Source organism: Woeseia oceani (assembly GCF_001677435.1).
In the GTDB taxonomy this organism is placed as follows: domain Bacteria; phylum Pseudomonadota; class Gammaproteobacteria; order Steroidobacterales; family Woeseiaceae; genus Woeseia; species Woeseia oceani.
Genome location: NZ_CP016268.1, coordinates 2,166,173 through 2,182,950, shown reverse-complemented (window position 1 = coordinate 2,182,950; position 16,778 = coordinate 2,166,173). Strand labels below are relative to the sequence as shown.

The 16,778-nt window shown below is 57.3% G+C and carries 13 protein-coding genes and 2 tRNA genes; 14 read left to right on the top strand and 1 reads right to left on the bottom strand.

The window, feature by feature from the left end:
• The first annotated feature begins 22 nt into the window (after positions 1 to 22).
• From BA177_RS09795 to BA177_RS09755, 9 genes are all read left to right on the top strand, one after another.
• Positions 23 to 97 (top strand) — tRNA-Val (locus BA177_RS09795).
• Between the two features lie 178 nt (positions 98 to 275).
• Entirely contained in the window at positions 276 to 812 is a 537-nt protein-coding gene (infC, locus tag BA177_RS09790) for a translation initiation factor IF-3 (RefSeq protein WP_082990022.1), read from the top strand.
• A gap of 120 nt (positions 813 to 932) precedes the next feature.
• Positions 933 to 1,130 (top strand): 50S ribosomal protein L35, encoded by a 198-nt coding sequence (gene rpmI, locus BA177_RS09785; protein WP_068615801.1) that lies wholly within the window; start codon positions 933 to 935, stop codon positions 1,128 to 1,130.
• A gap of 14 nt (positions 1,131 to 1,144) precedes the next feature.
• Positions 1,145 to 1,507, top strand: a complete 363-nt coding sequence (rplT, locus tag BA177_RS09780; RefSeq protein ID WP_068615799.1) for a 50S ribosomal protein L20 — start codon at positions 1,145 to 1,147, stop codon at positions 1,505 to 1,507.
• Positions 1,508 to 1,532: 25 nt separating this feature from the next.
• A complete protein-coding gene (gene pheS / locus BA177_RS09775) occupies positions 1,533 to 2,516 on the top strand; it encodes a phenylalanine--tRNA ligase subunit alpha (protein WP_068615797.1) in 984 nt (327 codons plus the stop codon).
• 16 nt (positions 2,517 to 2,532) lie between these two features.
• Positions 2,533 to 4,911 (top strand): phenylalanine--tRNA ligase subunit beta, encoded by a 2,379-nt coding sequence (pheT, locus tag BA177_RS09770; protein WP_068615795.1) that lies wholly within the window; start codon positions 2,533 to 2,535, stop codon positions 4,909 to 4,911.
• 4 nt (positions 4,912 to 4,915) lie between these two features.
• Entirely contained in the window at positions 4,916 to 5,215 is a 300-nt protein-coding gene (gene ihfA, locus BA177_RS09765; protein WP_068615793.1) for an integration host factor subunit alpha, read from the top strand.
• A complete protein-coding gene (locus BA177_RS09760; protein ID WP_068615791.1) occupies positions 5,196 to 5,552 on the top strand; it encodes a MerR family transcriptional regulator in 357 nt (118 codons plus the stop codon). Before ihfA ends, BA177_RS09760 begins: the two co-directional genes overlap by 20 nt.
• Positions 5,553 to 5,619: 67 nt before the next feature.
• Positions 5,620 to 5,696 (top strand) — tRNA-Pro (locus BA177_RS09755).
• A gap of 92 nt (positions 5,697 to 5,788) precedes the next feature.
• On the opposite strand, the gene BA177_RS09750 is transcribed toward BA177_RS09755, so the two are convergent.
• Positions 5,789 to 7,048 (bottom strand): hypothetical protein, encoded by a 1,260-nt coding sequence (locus tag BA177_RS09750; RefSeq protein ID WP_082990021.1) that lies wholly within the window; start codon positions 7,046 to 7,048, stop codon positions 5,789 to 5,791.
• 305 nt (positions 7,049 to 7,353) lie between these two features.
• On the opposite strand from BA177_RS09750, the gene BA177_RS09745 reads away from it, so the two are divergent.
• The 5 genes from BA177_RS09745 (at position 7,354) to BA177_RS09725 (ending at position 16,777) form a co-directional block, all read left to right on the top strand.
• Positions 7,354 to 8,328 (top strand): threonine ammonia-lyase, encoded by a 975-nt coding sequence (locus tag BA177_RS09745; protein ID WP_068615789.1) that lies wholly within the window; start codon positions 7,354 to 7,356, stop codon positions 8,326 to 8,328.
• On the top strand, positions 8,325 to 9,713 hold the full coding sequence (locus BA177_RS09740; protein WP_231892426.1) for an FAD-binding oxidoreductase: 1,389 nt from the start codon (positions 8,325 to 8,327) through the stop codon (positions 9,711 to 9,713). The genes BA177_RS09745 and BA177_RS09740 overlap by 4 nt, the downstream gene beginning before the upstream one ends.
• 137 nt (positions 9,714 to 9,850) lie before the next feature.
• Positions 9,851 to 12,091 carry a protein kinase domain-containing protein gene (locus BA177_RS09735; RefSeq protein WP_068615786.1) on the top strand — a complete coding sequence of 747 codons (2,241 nt, stop codon included), beginning with the start codon at positions 9,851 to 9,853 and terminating at the stop codon, positions 12,089 to 12,091.
• 84 nt (positions 12,092 to 12,175) lie between these two features.
• Positions 12,176 to 13,861, top strand: a complete 1,686-nt coding sequence (gene ilvD, locus BA177_RS09730) for a dihydroxy-acid dehydratase (RefSeq protein ID WP_068615785.1) — start codon at positions 12,176 to 12,178, stop codon at positions 13,859 to 13,861.
• Between the two features lie 279 nt (positions 13,862 to 14,140).
• Complete coding sequence (locus BA177_RS09725; RefSeq protein ID WP_197492973.1) at positions 14,141 to 16,777, top strand: bifunctional aspartate kinase/diaminopimelate decarboxylase; 2,637 nt, start codon at positions 14,141 to 14,143, stop codon at positions 16,775 to 16,777.
• Position 16,778: the final 1 nt, after the last annotated feature.

The following is a 16,778-nucleotide window of genomic DNA, read 5'->3' as shown; positions in this document are numbered from 1 at the left end:
CGGGACCCACCGCACACCGTGCGGGCGATTAGCTCAGGGGTAGAGCGCCACGTTGACATCGTGGAGGTCGGTGGTTCGAGACCACCATCGCCCACCAGACCCGGTGGCTTGTTGTAGATCTGCGACAAAAAACCGTCAAACTTGCGTAACAGGCCTGAATTTGTTGCTATTCAGGCCCTGTGGCGCTTGTGTCGTACTCACGGCGGCTATAAAATTCGCGTCCCCGTCTTGCAGGTGCCGGTAGTAGACCGGTTGCAGGCGGAGACATTCATGGTATTTGGGAGGATCGGCTTATCGCAGCCACTAAGCGCGTCAGGCGCAATGAAGAAATCGAGGCATCGGAAGTTCGGGTAATTGATCAGGATGGTGAACAAGCCGGTGTAATGCCTTTGAGAGAAGCGCTGGTAATCGCGAAAGAACAGGGATTGGACCTTGTAGAGGTCTCTCCCACAGCGAAACCGCCCGTATGTCGGGTGATGGACTTTGGCAAGTACCTGTTTGAGCTGAATAAGAAGGCGCAAACGGCGAAACGCAAGCAAAAACAGGTCCATGTTAAGGAAATCAAATTTCGTCCGGGCACGGACGAGGGTGACTACAAGATCAAGCTGAAGAAGCTGACGGCGTTCCTTGAGAACGGCGACAAGACCAAAGTCACCTTGAGGTTCAGAGGTCGGGAGATGGCGCACCAGGAATTGGGTGCGAAGCTGCTGGCCAGGGTCCGAGACGACCTGAAAGAGCTGAGTGTCGTTGAACAGATGCCGCAGATGGAAGGGCGGCAGATGATTATGGTGATGTCACCAAAGAAAAAGTAAGACCAAGAAAAAGTGAGTACGGGTACACCCGGTAACGGGTCACTGCCTGAACCCCGCCTGTCGCGGCGCATCGCATGTTGCGGTGACGTACGTTGCAGGGCTAGAAAACAGGAAAAGACAATGTCGAAGATGAAAACGAACCGGGGCGCGGCCAAGCGCTTCCGCCGGACGGGTAAGGGTGGCTTCAAACGCGCTCAGTCCCATCTCAATCACATCCTTACGAAAAAGAAGTCGAAGCGTAAGCGCCAGCTGGGTCTGACCCTGCAGGTTGCCGAGTGCGACGTTAAAAGCGTGCGTCGCATGCTGCCGTATAGCTGAGGAGCGATTGAGTCATGGCAAGAGTTAAACGTGGCGTAACCGCCAAAGCGCGTCATAAAAAGGTACTTGGCAAAGCCAAGGGCTATTACGGCGCTCGCAGTAAATTATTCAAGACGGCCAAGCAGGCTGTTATCAAAGCCGGTCAGTACGAGTACCGTGACCGTCGTCAACGCAAACGTCAGTTCCGTGCATTGTGGATCGCGCGTATCAACGCCGCTGCCCGCATTCATGGTTTGTCCTACAGCCGCCTGATCAATGGTTTGAGCCGTGCGGAAGTGGACATCGACCGCAAGGTGCTGGCTGATATCGCGGTGCACGATCTGGAGGCATTCGGTGCAATTGCGGAGCAAGCCAAAGCCGCACTTGCCGATTCCTGATTGCCTGACCTAAGTAGTCAGGCTCGTGCAAACACTCGATGAGTTACTCGCGGCAGCGGCGAAAGAAATCGCTGCTGCCGCGGACCTGTCTGCGCTGGATTCGGTGCGCGTCACTTACCTCGGCAAAAAGGGTGAGCTGACGTCAAGACTCAAAGCGCTGGGTCAGGTGTCCGCCGCGGAGCGTCCGGCCGCCGGTCAGGCCATCAATGCCGCCAAGCAGACTTTGGTTCAGGCTATCAATGCCAGACGCGATGGGCTGGAGCAGGCGGCGCTTGAGGCCCGCTTGCTGGCAGATGCGGTCGATGTAACCTTGCCTGGTCAGGGGCTGGGGATGGGTGCACGACATCCGGTATCCCGAGCCATGGCACGGATAGAAGCCATCTTTGGCAATGCAGGCTTTGAAGTGCGTTCCGGGCCGGAAATTGAAGACGATTTCCACAATTTCACTGCGCTGAATATTCCCGAAAACCACCCCGCCCGTGCTATGCACGACACATTCTACTTCCCGGGTGGAAAACTGCTGCGCACGCATACCTCGCCTGTGCAAATCCGCTCGATGGTTGAAGAGGGTGTTCCGATCCGCATCATTGCGCCGGGTCGCGTCTACCGCTGCGATTCCGATCAGACCCACACACCGATGTTTCATCAGGTCGAGGGGCTGGTGGTCGATCGTGGTATCAGCTTCGCCAATTTGAGGGCGGTATTGCACCAATTCGTCGAGTGCTTCTTCGAACGGGATGCCGAGCTTCGGTTTCGACCGTCTTACTTCCCGTTTACCGAGCCGTCTGCTGAAGTCGACGTAATGTGGGGCGAAGACAAGTGGCTCGAAATACTCGGCTGCGGCATGGTGCATCCAAAAGTGCTGACAGCGGCCGGTATCGATGCAGAAGAATTCACCGGCTATGCGTTCGGTATGGGTATCGAACGACTGGCCATGTTGCGCTATGGCGTAACTGACCTCCGCACCTTTTTCGACAACGACTTGCGCTTCCTGCGTCAGTTCAGCTAGCCCGGGACTCCAGACGATGAAGTTTGCAGAAAGCTGGTTACGGGAGTGGGTCAATCCGGATCTGGATGCTCAGGGTATAGGCGAGCGCCTGACCATGGCCGGCCATGAACTGGATAGCCTGACCATCGAGGGGCAGGGGCTGGACGGTGTGGTTGTCGCAGAAGTGCTTGAGGCGGTACCGCACCCCGACGCAGATCGTTTGCGAGTATGTACTGTATCGCTTGGCACAGGCGCGCCGGTGCAAATTGTCTGTGGTGCGCCCAATGCCCGCGCCGGAATCAAGAGCCCGCTTGCCAGTCCGGGCACGACCCTGCCGAACGGCGTGAAACTGCGTAAAGCGAAAATCCGCGGCGTCGAATCGATGGGTATGTTGTGTTCAGCAATTGAACTGGGCCTCGGTGACGAGTCGGACGGCATAATCGAATTGCCCGCTGATGCGCTTGTCGGGCAATCGCTCAATGAGTATCTGGGTTTGCCGGACGCGGTGTTCGACGTGGATCTGACGCCTAACCGAGGCGATTGCTTCAGTATCCTTGGGCTTGCACGAGACCTTTCGGCGCAAACCGGCACTGAATTGCAGGGACCGTCGATTGTCAGCATTGCGGCATCCAGCGATGCCGGCTACCCCGTTGAACAGATTGAGCCGGAGGCGTGTCCGCGGTTTGCCGGGCGAGTCATTCGCGGCATTGATACCAGCGCGAAGTCACCCTTGTGGTTGACCGAGCGGTTGCGCAAGAGCGGTGTCCGCGCGATCCACCCGGTTGTCGATATCACCAACTACGTCATGCTGGAGCTTGGCCAACCGCTGCACGCCTACGATCTCGATAAGCTGCAGGGACCCATCAGGCCCCGTTTTGCGAAGCCCGGCGAACGCTTGGTCTTGCTCGACGAGCGTGAGCTTGCGCTGAATCCGGACACGGTAGTGGTGACCGACGATTCCGGCCCCATCGGTCTTGCGGGCATTATGGGCGGACTAAGCACGGCGGTCTCAGACAACACGCAAAACGTATTTTTCGAGGCAGCGTTCTGGCCGCAAGACGTGATGGCGGGTCGCGCTCGCAGCTACGGAATGCACACAGACGCATCCATGCGCTTTGAACGTGGCGTAGATCCCGAATTAGCGCCTCGTGCAATTGAGCGGGCGAGCGAATTGCTGCTCGCGATCACCGGTGGCGCCGCGGGCCCTCTGCAGGATGAGGTGCAACGGGACTTGCTGCCACAACGACCGGAGGTAATGCTGCGACGCAAGCGTCTGCGGCAAGTTCTGGGTGTTGAGCTGAACGACGATACGGTGACGCAGATCCTGCGTGATTTGCACCTTAATGTTACGGCAGTGGATAGCGGCTGGTCAGTGACGCCACCCAGTTTTCGATTTGACATAGTCATAGAGGAAGACCTCATTGAAGAGGTTGCCCGGGTATACGGTTACGATCGCATAGATGAAGCGACGGCCATTACGACGACGCCATTGCGGGCGGTCAGCGAAACCCAAATCAAACCGGATCGAGTGGCCGATGCGCTGGTTGCCCGCGACTATCAGGAAGTCATCACCTGGAGTTTTGTTGACGCGGCAGCCGATCAATTGGTGACCGGCAATGTGACGCCCCTGGTTTTGAGCAATCCAATCTCATCGGCAATGTCTGTCATGCGCGGGTCATTGTGGACTGGCATGTTACAGGCGGCCGCGAACAATGTAGCCCGGCAACAGGATCGGGTTCGTTTGTTCGAGACAGGTAAGTCGTATCACGGCACGCTGGAAAATACGCGGGAAGTGCGGCGAATTTCCGGCCTTGTGCTCGGGCCATTACTTCCGGAACAGTGGAGTATTAAGCCACAACCTGTTGATTTTTTTGCTGTTAAGGGCGACGTCGAAGCCTTGCTTTCGACCACCGGTGATCGCGAAAGCTTCACCTTTGACGTATTGCAGCACCCGGCATTGCAGCCGGGGCAGGCGGCTGTGCTGCGTCGCAACGGCGAGCAGGTTGGTGTCCTGGGCAAGATTCATCCAGCCGTCGCCAAGCACTTCGACATCAAAAAAGACATATACGCTTTCGAACTGGATGCCGATGCGGCATTTGCTGCTCGATTGCCGTCCGCAGCCGCCATTTCGCGATATCCAGCGATCCGCCGCGATCTCGCGATAGTGGTTGCGGAACAGGTTTCGGCTGCGCAAATTCAGGCCGCCGTTGCGGCCGCCGCTCCGGCCCTGGTGCGGGCCGTGCGGATCTTCGATGTGTATCGCGGCCCCGGCATAGAAGCTGGGCTAAAAAGCGTAGCTTTAGGCTTGATTTTACAGGAAACATCCCGCACCCTTACTGACGCTGATGCTGATTCTGTAACGGCCGCAGCGGTCACCAAACTGCAACAAGAATTCGGCGCGGAACTGAGAGAATAACCCTATGGCACTGACAAAAGCCGACATGGCGGAATCGTTGTTCAATGAATTAGGGCTCAACAAACGTGAAGCACGTGAACTGGTTGATCTGTATTTCGAGGAACTGCGAGCGTCGCTTGCCGTTGGCGAACAGGTCAAACTTTCTGGCTTCGGAAATTTTGATCTTCGGGATAAAAATGAACGTCCAGGCAGGAATCCAAAAACTGGAGAGGAAATACCCATTACGGCGCGCCGTGTGGTGACCTTTCGGCCTGGACAAAAACTAAAAGCCCGAGTAGAGGCCTATGCTGGAACCGGGGAATAACGACGAACTACCTCCAATTCCTGGTAAACGCTACTTCACCATTGGTGAGGTGAGCGACCTTTGTGCTGTGAAGCCACACGTGCTTCGCTATTGGGAACAGGAATTTCCACAACTGAAGCCGGTGAAACGTCGTGGTAATCGACGTTATTACCAGCGTCAGGACGTGCTGATCATTCGCCAAATTCGTGCATTGCTGTACGAAGACGGCTTCACCATCGGCGGTGCCCGGCAGCGCCTGATGGGGGATCAAGCGAAAACGGACGTTAGTCAAAGTCAACAAATAATCAAGCAGTTGCGCGTAGAACTTGAACAAGTTCTTAAGATTCTGCGCCGCTGACAAAAGCCTTTAATCTCGCCCGGCCGGCACGTATTATTGCCGGCCTTATGGGTATGCCAGTTTCGGTCGGGGCGTAGCGCAGCCTGGTAGCGCACCACAATGGGGTTGTGGGGGTCGGAAGTTCGAATCTTCTCGCCCCGACCAATTAGTAATAAGGAAACGCCTGCCACGGTTTGCGGTCAGGCGTTTTTTTTGGGGGGCGCCCCGATTGCGAGTCCCCGGGAATCAGCGACAGTCTAGAACGACGGCGCAACTTCCGGAAAGTGTTCGAGTTGCAGCTTGCGATCTTCGATGCCGAGCAGTATCGGTTCGGCGAGTTCGCGGTAGATGTTGACCTTCGCATTGTAGGCCGTTCGTGTCAGACCGTGCTTGTCCCGTATTTCCAATTTGCGAATGTCGAAATCACCACTTTCCAGCCGCTCGCCCGTAAGGTAGCACTTGATTGCCGTTACCCTTTCGCCGGACAGCACGAGGCCGCTGAGCTTTGACAGGTTACCTTGTGCTCGCTCTAGAAACGTGGCCGCGTCGAGATGGACCTGCGATTGTTCATGGTCGTGGGTATCGCCGATCAACTCAGCGTGGAAATCGCCAACCAAAATTTGTCCGGGCGATGCAGCGTCGATCATGCGTGCCAGGTCAATGGTGACGTCACCGACGATGAAGTCGTGAATAGTCGGGTTCAAACCTTCGGCCTGATGAAATTCATAACAGCTGCCGACATGAAAACACGCGCGCAGTCGGGGCACGATTTTCGAGGCTGATTTGCTGCGCGCGATGGCATTGTCGGCCAGCACGATATGCATGAAGTGATACAGGTTTACGTTGGCTTCAAGGCCGTTGTCCCTGTTCCAAATATAGAATCCGTCGCCCGTTGTCGAACGTGCAAAATTAATTTTCACGTCTTGTTCGAGCATTTTGGCGTGAGCCGAATTCAGCGAATACGAAAGACTGTTGAGCTGGGTCATTTGTTCAAAAGGTGTTAGCAGGCTGAAGCCCACGATATCAAACAGGGTAACGGCGCGACTGGCGACGAAATTAATGCCGTATCGGCGAATCATCTTTTCGATAATCTTGGTTTCGACCGGGTGGCTGCTTAATGGTTGCCGGAGTCGAAGGTGCTTGGGTTCCACGTTCATCAGTGTGGATACTTTCTGCATTTGAGCCAGGGTCAGCTCACGCTCACCGGATATGAGCTCGATGATGAATCTGGATGAAACGTTTTGGGCGACATTGCCGCTGCGCGGAATACCGGCGATGTATTCGGCGATCGCGTAGTGAGGGACCACGAGTACCAGCAGACCGTCATCCAACGGTGTCCAGCTGAGGATGCTGTTCTGGCCCAGTGCCCAGAGTTCGTTGAGGGAGCGTTCAAGCTGAACCAGGTTGCTACGTTGCCGCAAACCCATATTGCTGGCGTAGCCGGCCAGTTGGTCGAGGTACGGTGAGTATCCTGCGATCCGGTGAATGCCTGACGGCGACAGGTCATCATAATCCATGTATTTGGTCCAGCCTGGGGAGTCGGTAGCCTGAGCCCCGTCCCCCTGCGCAGTTCGCAACACTCAATGCGCGGCGATGACCGATTGCCGCTCCGCAGGTCCCCACCTGGCATCGCATATTTGGCATCGGTACTGTGCAAGGAAATTAATCAACTCTGCTGCACAGTGCAAGTTTTATTAAGAGTCAGCCGTAGGTATTTAAAATTCCATGCATTGATGGTTCCGCTGAAACGCACTGCCGGGTGCCTGCGGGCTCCGGGGAGGGTATCATCCGGGCAGCCTTTCACTTGCTCCGGAGTTGTTGCTTGCTTGCCCCGTCACCCGGCCTTGCCGAGATTCGTGCCTTGCGTCTTGTACTGGCGCGTTGGCTGGTTAATACCCCTGTAGTGCGATGTCCCGCGCTTGAAGCCGTGACCGCTGCACCAGTGCACGCAAAGCTCGAGTTCCTGCAGCGCACGTCCACCTTCAAACCCCGCGGTGCTTTGGCGGTCATGCTGGAGCTGGACGACAGGCAGCGAGCGGCTGGCGTGGTCGCTGTCAGTGCCGGAAACCACGCCATTGCGACGGCCTATGCCGCCAGCGAACTCGGCATTTCCGCCAAAGTGGTCATGCCGGACTCGTCCAGCCCGGCACGCGTAGAGCGTTGCCGCCATTACGGCGCGGAGATCTTGACGGCAGCCGATGCCCATCAGGCATTTGCGCTGGCTGAGCGGATCGTCCGCGAGGAAGGTCGCTATCTGGTGCACCCGTTTGAAGGGCCACGGACGTCGTTGGGCACGGCAACGCTCGGCATGGAAATCTGCGAACAAGTAGGACAGTTCGACGCGGTCATAGTGCCGATCGGCGGTGGTGGCTTGTGCTCTGGCATCGCTACTGCCGTCAAGCTGATGCGGCCCGGCGTACAGGTTTATGGCGTTGAACCCGTTGGTGCCGATACGATGCACCGCAGTTTTGCCAAAGGCAGCCCGCAGGCGATCGACAAGGTGAACACCATCGCAGACAGCCTCGGTGCGCCATTCGCTTTGCCTTACTCCTATGCCTTGTGTCGCGCGCATACGGACCGGCTGGTGCGCGTTAGTGATGGCGAGTTACGTAATGCGATGCGCTTTCTGTTTCATGAAGTGAAGCTGGCGGTCGAAGCGGCCTGTGCGGCAAGCACGGCAGCATTGCTTGGGCCGTTGCTGGAAACCGTGCGTGGTCGCCCTGTGGTCATCGTGATGTGCGGCAGCAATATTGACTGGGCAATGTACGAACGACATGCCGAATTGGAGACCGGGTGATAATCGAACAACTGAAAAAGATTGTTGGCGAGAAAGGGTGGTTGAGCGACGCCGAGGATCTCGCTCCGTACCTTCAGGAATGGCGTGGCAGCTGGCACGGCGCAACACCGGTCATGTTGATGCCGGAAACGACCGAACAGGTCTCCCGTATTCTTGCTGAGTGCAATGCCAGCGGCACGGCTGTTGTGCCACAGGGTGGCAATACCGGCTTGTGCGGTGGCGCGATTCCCGATACGAGCGGCACACAGGTCCTGCTGTCGATGCGCCGGATGAACAGGATTCGCTCGATTTCGGCCGAGAACTATTCGATGGTCGCGGAAGCCGGCTGCATTCTGGCCGACCTGCAACGGGCCGCTGATGATATTGACCGGACTTTCGCGTTGAGTCTTGCGGCCGAGGGCAGTTGCCAGATAGGCGGTAATTTGTCGACCGATGCGGGTGGCGTCAATGTCCTGCGCTACGGAACCGCTCGCGAACAGGCCCTGGGACTGGAAGTCGTCCTGGCCGACGGCACGGTGCTGAACAGCCTGCGAACGCTTCGAAAGGACACTGCGGGCTACGATCTCAAACAGCTGTTCATCGGCGCCGAGGGCACACTGGGTGTCATCACGGCGGCTAGCCTGCGGCTATTCCCCAAGGTACGGCAGCGCGGTACCGCGTTGCTGGCATTGGCCAGTGCTGAACAAGCAGTGGCATTGCTGGCCGAGTTGCGCGGGCGCCTGCACGATCAGTTGTTGGCGTTTGAACTGATTTCAGCGCCGGCGGCAGGACTGGCCGAGAAGCACATACAAAATGTCCGGATGCCGTTTGAAATCGCGGCACCGTGGTATGTCCTGCTCGAATCCGCCTTGGTTGATGATGGGACTGAATTTCAGGACGAAGTGATGCGCGCGTTCGAGCAGGGCCTCGTTACTGACGCGGCCATAGCGAAGAATGAAGCCGAGCGAAACGGCTTTTGGCATCTGCGGCATTCAATATCGGAAGCGCAAAAGCACGAAGGCGCCAGTCTCAAGCACGATGTATCGGTGCCGGTCGGGGTCGTCGGACAATTTATCGACAGCGCGACCCTGGCTGTCGAACGATTCTGCCCTGGCTCGCGGGTTATGGCCTTCGGGCATGTCGGCGATGGCAATGTGCACTTCAACGTGTCTCAGCCAATCGACTGGACGGCAGAGCGGTTCTACGCTGAGCGCGCCGCGATGGCCGGTATCGTGTATGACGTAGTCGCTGAGTTTGACGGCAGTTTCAGCGCCGAGCACGGCGTTGGCGTACTCAAACGGACTACGCTGGCGCACTACCGGAGCGGTGCAGAAATTGAGTTGATGCGCACCATCAAGGCGGCGCTCGATCCACGTAACATCATGAATCCGGGAAAAGTACTTTGATCGTACGACAAATTTGCGCTTACGTTTCGATACACAGTTCCCACAGACTCACGGCGAGATCGCGCTAACATGGTCATTGGCCGTATCGGGCATTGTGAATCGCTGCTCGATTCTGTGCGGCGTATCTGGAGACAGGCGTGACCGAAGATCACAAAACAGAACCCGGACTGACAACGGGTGATGCCGGCGACGGCACCTCGCCGCTGGCGGGGTTCGACGGCGGGGAGGATGAGTTCAGCCGCACGATGGTCATTGACACGCCGCCCCTGGTCGAAACCGAACCGGATAAGCGATTGCAGACTGGCTCGGTATTGCGCGATCGCTACCTCCTGCACGACAAAGTGGCTGCCGGTAGCATGGGCGTTGTTTACAAAGCGTACGATCGCCATCTTGCCAACGTGGATGGCAGCGATTCGGCGGTGGCGATCAAGGTTCTGTCGCCGCAACTGTCAGGCAATCCGGATGCCTTACGTGCCTTGCAACAGGAAGCGGCGAAGGGGCGTTGCCTGAATCATCCGCACATCGTCCGTTTTATCGACCTTGATCGCGAAGACGACTTGTATTTCCTGATCATGGAGTGGCTCGAAGGTGAATCACTTGCCAATGCGCTGGACAACGGTACATTGCGAGCTGACATTCCGCGTGCGCTTGAAATTATCCGGCAAATCGGCGGCGCGCTGGATTTCGCGCATCGTTGCGGCGTTATTCATGCGGATGTAAAACCCGGCAACATCATGCTGCTGCCAGACGGATCCGTGAAGCTGGTTGATTTCGGAATCGCACGCGTACAACAGCGTCGCCGCGGCAGCAATACCTCAAACCCTGACGTATTGCGTGCGGCTACGCCCGCGTATTCGAGTATGCAGGTCCTGACCGGCGACGAGCCGAACGCCGCCGATGACGTTTTCTCGCTGGCTTGCCTTGCGTACCGGCTCATTGCCGGTCATCGCGTCTTCGGTCCGCGGAATGCGGCGGAGGCTGCCGAGGCGGGTATGGAACCGCAACGACCGCAGGGTCTGACCGACAGCCAGTGGAAGGCGTTACGCAAAGGGCTGGCGTACTCCCGGGTGGGACGACAGCGGACACCACTTGAGTTCGTCAACGAGCTTACGGCAGAGGTGCCGAACACTGAGGCAGGCCCAATTGATGAGTTACGCATCCCGCCGGATGCATTGCTCGAACGGCGGTTCGCGACCTCACCCACACGTTGGCCCTATATCGTCCTGCTGGCAGTGGTTATCGCGGGCCTGGGCCTGGCAGTCCGGCCGGATTGGCGGGCCACGCTGCTTGCCTCATTGCCGCCTGCAATGAAGTTTCAGGAAGCTGCGGGACCCGCGCCATTGCTGTCGGCGCCTGCAGCGACTGAGCCGGCCGTGCCGAACAGTACGCCTGCCAGCGAACCGTCTGTCGCTGTACCGCTCCCGGCAACCTCGACCAATGTTGCCGCTACGGCTCGCAATGATGACGAATCTGAGGCGGATTCTGACTCCGCACCCGCAGACGCCGAGCCGTTGTCGCCGGTGTCGGATTTGGAGAATGACGCCGCTGCTCGTACGGCATCGGTGCCCGAAGACGTATTCACAGGCTACCCAACGGACGAGGCGGCGCTCGAGTCATCGCCGTTGGCGGCCGCTGACGGCCACAGTCTGGTACTTGCCGCTCCGGGCGAAAGCAGCGATGCGCTGGTGCTGAATCTGGCGGAAGACGGTGGCGAGGTTGTCCTTGAGCTCTATCGTTGGTTTGGCTTGTCCGAGGCATTGCTGGTGCGCATCGACGAAGTTGGCTTCAGTGGTTCCCGTTCGCCACTGGAAGACGGGGAGTTCTCATTGTCCGGTGACGGCATCGTCAATTTCGATCCGGGACAACGGCAGGCCTCCATTTCCATCGTGCCGACAGCCGACGACCTACGTGAGCCGGACCGGCAAATTGACTTGCTACTGCGTGATTACTACAACCCTGAATCGACCCTGGGACGGGTCGAATTGCGATTGTTGGATGACGATCAGCGGCGATATGAAGAAAGTTACGCCGTGAATACAGTTGCGTTTGCAACGAGTAGTGTGGTGGTCAACGAACGAGATCCGGCAGCATTGATTGATGTGGAGCGATTGAATCCGGACCAGAGTTCGCTGTCGGTGCGCTATGAGATTCGCGATATCACGGCGACCGAAGGCGAAGACTATTTTGTTCCGGGTCGACGATTCGTCACCTTCGGTCCAGGACAACGCAGCGCGCGCTTGCTGATTCCGCTTGTGCAAGATACCGTTGCTGAAGATAACGAATCGTTTGCCATCGAGTTGGGACAGGGCGGCGCGGCGTCGAATGCAATAAGCCGTGTTGTCGTCACGATTCTGGACGACGATTCATTGTTGAATTAGGTACCGGTGTTGATTGCCGGAGCAGACGTGTTCTTATAAGCGTTTTGCGTTGTTGATTGTAATCCGTATACAGAGCGAACCCCAATGACAGAAAAAGAATTGCGCCGCTACTCGAAAGTAGTGGTTGATGGTGTTGAGCAGGCACCGAGCCGAGCCATGCTGCGTGCGGTTGGCTTCGAAGAACAAGACTTCCAGCGGCCGCAGGTCGGTATCGCATCCACATGGAGCATGGTTACGCCGTGCAACATGCACATCGATAAATTGGCCGTGAAAGCGGCTGCCGGGGTCGATGCTGCGGGTGGTAAAGGCGTCATATTCAACACCATTTCGGTTTCTGACGGTATTTCGATGGGCACGCCGGGTATGCGCTATTCGCTGGTGTCGCGAGAGATCATCGCAGACTCCATCGAAGCCGTGGTTGGCGCGCAGGGATTCGATGGCGTTGTGACCATTGGCGGCTGCGACAAAAACATGCCGGGTTGCGTCATGGCTATGGCGAGACTGAACCGCCCATCGGTGTTTGTTTACGGCGGTACCATCAAGCCGGGCCGTGGCCGACGGGATATCGTCTCGGTATTCGAGGCCGTCGGTGCGCATTCGGCCGGCAAAATTGACGATGCCGAATTGCTGGATGTAGAGCAAACGGCAATTCCAGGTCCGGGCGCCTGCGGTGGCATGTACACGGCCAACACGATGGCCTCGGCAATCGAAGCGTTGGGTATGAGCCTGGTTAACAGCTCGGCGCAGGAAGCCGTTTCGGACAGCAAGGTGGATGATTGCACTCGCGCTGGCGAGGCGGTCTTGGAGTTGATCAGGCAGGACATCAAACCGCGCGACATCATGACGAAAAAGGCGTTTGAAAATGCCATTACTGTAGTCATTGCACTGGGCGGTTCGACCAATGCCGTGCTGCATTTGCTGGCGATGGCACGAGAAGCAGCAGTAGAGCTTAGTCTTGATGACTTCACCCGCATCGGTCAAAACGTGCCGGTACTCGCTGATGTCAAGCCGAGCGGCAAGTACCTGATGTCGGAATTGATTGCGATTGGCGGCATACAGCCCCTGATGAAGCGTTTGCTGAATGAGGGTCTGTTGCACGGGGACTGCCTGACGGTGTCCGGCAAAACGGTTGCGGAGAATCTCGCCGACGTTGCTGATTACCCTGAAGGTCAGGATATTGTCAAAGACTTCGCCGAGCCCATCAAAGCGAATAGCCATTTGGTCGTTCTGTACGGCAATCTGGCACCGGATGGCGCGGTGGCAAAAATCTCGGGCAAAGAAGGGTTGCAGTTTTCCGGTCGCGCGCGGGTGTACCACTCTGAAGAGCAAGCCCTGCAGGCCATCCTGGACAACGATATTGTTGCCGGCGACGTCATCGTCATTCGCTATGAAGGGCCGAAAGGCGCTCCGGGCATGCGCGAAATGTTGAGTCCAACCGGCGCCATCATGGGCAAAGGGCTGGGAGCCGAGGTCGCGTTGATTACGGATGGCAGATTCTCTGGCGGTAGCCACGGTTTCGTCGTCGGGCACGTCTCTCCGGAAGCCGCTGTTGGCGGTCCGATTGCGCTGGTCGAAGAGGGCGATGGGATCACAATCGACGCCGAGCGCCGGCAAATTCTGCTCGACGTGACTCCAGAGATACTGGAGCAACGTCGACAAGCGTGGAGTCGACCGCCGTCTACTGTGAAGACCGGTATTCTGGCGAAGTACCGGGCAGAAGTATCATCGGCATCGCTGGGCGCCATCACGGAGGCCCCGGATTGGGATTAAAAAGCTTGCCACCCTTGACGCGGGGGCAGCGCTCGGTTCTACTTCCGCAATGAAAAATTCATCCGCCCGCGTAACGTGCCACATCAACGACTTGTTTGTTGCAATAAAACGCATAAAGAAACCGGCGCGCCAGAGGTGCGTGGGCGTGATAGGCGGCAGAACCGGCTGACAAAAAAATCCGGCTGCAGTCATCAAACCCGCAAGGAAGCACCGTGCGGGTTTTTTTTTGGGCGCAGCATTTACAACCATCGATAACGAGCGAGTACGACAGGAATGACAATGCACATCGAAGAAGCAGAATTTCGCCCCAGTAGTGAACTGGGAGCCGAGCCGCACATAGCAGCGTCAGAGTGGGTCGTACTCAAATTCGGCGGCAGCAGTGTCGCGACAGCCGATAACTGGCAAATTATCGCTGGCGTCCTGCGGAACCGGCTGCAGGCCGGTCTGCGACCGCTCGTAGTGCATTCTGCGATTGCCGGCGCATCCAACGCACTTGAAAATATTCTTGGGAGTGCTGTGCGTGGTGATGCGCAGGCCGGAATTGCGGCATTGCAAGCCAGACATTGTGCGCTGGCGGACGACCTCGGGCTCGACGGTCGGGCATTGCTGCAGGGGCTCTTTGCCGAAATGGAACAGCTCGCAGCGGGTGTGCAGCTGGTGCGCGAGGTAAGCCCACGGGTGCATGTGCGCATGATGGCGCTGGGTGAGCTGATGTCAACGACGTTGGGAGCCGCATTTCTCAATGCCAGCGGCATTGAAACCAGCTGGGCAGATGCTCGCGAACTAATGCTCAGCAGCGATGCTCCACGGCGCACGATCGCTCAGAATTACCTGTCGGCGACCTGTGACTTTTCGCCAGATCCTTCACTGGTAAAGCAACTGTCAGAACGTGCTGGCGTGGTGCTGACGCAAGGGTTCATTGCCAGCAACCCGCGCGGTGAGACCGTGTTGTTGGGGCGCGAAGGGTCTGACACATCGGCCGGTTACTTCGCGTCAAAAGTTCAGGCCCGCCGGCTGGAAATCTGGACGGATGTGCCGGGAATGTTCACGGCCGATCCGCGATTGGTGCCGTCCGCCCGGTTGCTGGCCGAACTGCATTTCGATGAGGCGCAGGAGCTTTCCTCAACCGGCAGTCGCGTGTTGCACCCACGGTGTATTAGTCCACTGCGCCGCTCCGGCATACCGTTGTTCATACGCTGCACCAATGCGCCTGGAGTGTCAGGTACGGTGATCTCCTCAGTAACGAGTGATAACGAATCACAGGTAAAAGGCGTATCTGCGCGCCGCAATGTCACCTTGTTCTCGATGGAGGGCGCGGCGATGTGGCACGAGGTCGGCTTTTTGGCCGACGCCTTCAGTTGCTTTGCAAAGCACGGCATATCAATCGATCTTATCTCGACATCGCAAACCAACGTTACGGTTTCAATCGACAATGACGACCAGATGCTTGCCCCCGATGTTCAGCGCGCATTGGTCACGGATCTCGAATTATTGTGCCGGGTCAGGGTGATTCCGGAGTGTGCCGTGATCAGCCTGGTAGGGCGCAAGATTCGCACCATCCTGCCCAAAATTGCGCCCGTTTTGAGCGCATTCGATGAAGAGAAAATTCACCTCGTGTCGCAGGCCGCCAACGATCTGAACTTCAGCTTTGTCATTGATCAGGAGCAGTTGGGCAAACTGGTTACCAGAATTCACAATGCGGTCATTCGCAGTGCCGGTGGCAGTCGCGTGTTCGGGCCGAGCTGGGAGGCGCTGTTTGACGATGTCGAGCCAACGCTGGCCAGCCCGAATGCCTGGTGGATACGCAAGCGCGAAGAACTCCTGAATCTGCTGGATGGCCGCCTGCATGCTTATGTTTATGACAGTGACACGGTACGCGACGCGGCGAAATCCTTGCTTGGTTTGCAGTCTGTTGATCGGGTGCTGTATGCCATGAAAGCGAATTTCAACCCGGAGATTTTGCGTTTGATCAGCGACCTTGGTGTTGATTTCGAATGCGTCTCTCCAGGTGAAGTGGAAAAACTGCACGAAGTCATTCCGAATTTCGACAACAGTCGGGTTCTGTTCACACCGAATTTTGCCCCGAAGGAAGAGTACATTTGGGGACGCGATCAGGGCTTGCAGCTTACTCTGGACAATCTCTATCCGCTGCGTGCCTGGCCGGAAATATTCAAGGGCGTAAAACTGTTCATCCGAGTTGATCCAGGACAGGGCAGAGGTCACCACGAACATGTTAAGACGGGTGGCGTGCAGTCCAAATTCGGCGTGCCGTTGTTCGAAATGGACGAGTTGCAAGAGCTGTTGCAGCGTGCGGGTGCCGATGTTATTGGCATCCATGCGCACAGTGGCAGCGGGATATTGGACCCGGATAACTGGCGTTCAGTAGCGGCAACGCTGGCACAAGTCGCGGATCGCTTTCCGAACGTGGAAGTGCTGGATCTTGGCGGTGGTCTTGGCGTGCCCGATCGGTCGGTCGATTCCGCGTTCGATATTGCTGCACTCGATCAAACGCTTAATGAAATCCGCAAGGCGTACCCGAAATACCGATTGTGGCTGGAGCCGGGCCGGTACCTGGTGGCGCAATCGGGCGTATTGCTCGCCCGCGTTACTCAGGTCAAAGGCAAGGGCAGCATGCAATACGTTGGTGTAAGCACGGGTATGAATTCGCTGATCCGGCCGGCGTTGTACGGCGCCTGGCACGAGATCGTCAACCTCAGCCGGGCTGATGAAGTGGCTACGGAATCCGTTACCGTCGTGGGGCCTATATGTGAGACCGGCGATAAACTGGGAACTGACCGGTTGTTGCCGCCCAGTAGCGAGAACGATGTCATCGCTATCGCCAATGCCGGCGCTTATGGGCGTGTTATGAGTTCGCGCTACAACTTGCGGGAACCGGCTGATGAACTGGTGATCTGAG